The 1,618-nt window shown below is 52.0% G+C and carries 1 protein-coding gene; it reads left to right on the top strand.

Going from position 1 to position 1,618, the window contains the following annotated elements; genetic code table 11:
• Window positions 1-628 precede the first annotated feature (628 nt).
• Window positions 629-1,405, top strand: coding sequence for a hypothetical protein (locus ACG2LG_RS23805; RefSeq protein ID WP_396263360.1), 777 nt, complete (start codon window positions 629-631; stop codon window positions 1,403-1,405).
• Window positions 1,406-1,618 lie beyond the last annotated feature (213 nt).

Here is a 1,618-nt window from a genome sequence, read left to right as displayed (position 1 = left end):
GCGCGTCCATCCGAGGAGCCCGGTGCGGTAGTTCCGCACGCCGGGATCTGCGAGGGGGGCGCCGGGCGACCGGCGTCCCTACCTCAATCTGCAAAAAATTGAAGACATCCCGTCGCCGAGTGAAGTGGCTCAAGCTCGCAGGATCCGCCTTCGGGGCATATCTTCTCCTACCCCTAGTGGTCTTCGATTTCTCGAGTATCGCGATGCCTTACGACGAAGATAATCATGCTGGACGAAGTGTAGCTATCGGACCAAGACCACGATTGTGGGTTCCAGTTACGGCTAGGGACATCGACATCCCAGGAGGAGTTGATTACAGTCCAGACGGGTGGACCTTCCGACTTTGGAAGCCAGTTTGCGTTGCTTTCTGCAAAGCCAAGGGTTATTCGCTACCTGCTGAATGGCGATGACTTCGGCATCAACCCATGGATAAAAAAGAAGCAGAACAAGCCGGCGCATACAACCCCTGACCCGCCCTGAGTTCCATGATCACTGGCAGCACAAACCTCAACCCGCAGTCGAAGGCGCGCCCTCGGTCAGGGGTGCATGGCCTTTGACGTTGGCGAAAAAAATTGCGCTTAACAACTAAAACTCAGAAAAGTTCGCTCTGTGGCACGTAGATAAAGTAATGAATTCAGATATTGCCTTTATCATTCTGAACTCGTTCGGAGGGCTCATGCTTGCATTTGCGGTGTTAAGATTAATCGCAACAATTCGGGCATATCGTGGCATCCAGCGATGCCCGTTTGGCCGCGCGTTTTTTTTGAGCGTTCGCAGTGCAAGGGGGCTACTTAATGTGGTCTTTATCCCGGCAACAATAACTACAGCAATTTTGCATCAAGTGTCGCCGGGGGTTTTCCTTCCGATGCCTTTGTGGTTCGGATTTGGCCTTTCAGGAATTGCGCTAAGCTCCTCCATACTCCCGCCATCCCTACTTGTGCTCGGATGCTCGTGCCCATCGACGCTCGGATTTACTTCGGCAGTATTTCAGGGTTTTATTCCCTTGCGCATCCTGCACCTACTGCGTCAATCCGGTAGCGATGAAGTGACTCGAAATGACCTCAGGGACGGCTCTAATCGTGTATTTACTGATTGGCGCGGGGCAGTCGTCCATGCTGTTGGCTTTGTGCCAGTTATTGTGATTGATCTACGAAGTTACACTGGACCTGTTCATTTTGAATTGAATCACCTTTTCGAGACGGGAGCCTGCAAGCGAACGTTTTTCATTGTCGATGAAGAGTCGATTTCGCGGCTTTGGTCCTTGACGCCGACAGAATTCAAGCGCGACCTATGTGTTTTGGACGCTGACACATTTGTGTATGGCATTCGAAAAATTGGTTTAGGTGCGTTCAAACATGCTGAAACGGACCTTTATAACCGCATCAGAAGATCATTACACTTATAACCGCCAACAAGTCGCGGCAGAGCAACCCCTACCAGCCGACCAGTTCCGACGATTTTTCGTAGTCCCAGCTTGAACCCCGTGATCGACGCTCGCCCCCGCTGGTAGGGGTGCCTGCGCTTGACGTTGTGCGCCGAGCGAAGCAAGGCGCTTCTTATATGGAGAATGACCAGATATGACAAAACCTAGCCAGTAGTCATTACCGAGTGTTGCAGA

The organism is Haloferula sp. A504 (genome assembly GCF_044385805.1).
GTDB lineage: Bacteria > Verrucomicrobiota > Verrucomicrobiia > Verrucomicrobiales > Akkermansiaceae > Haloferula.
This window is presented reverse-complemented; position numbering and strand designations above follow the sequence as displayed.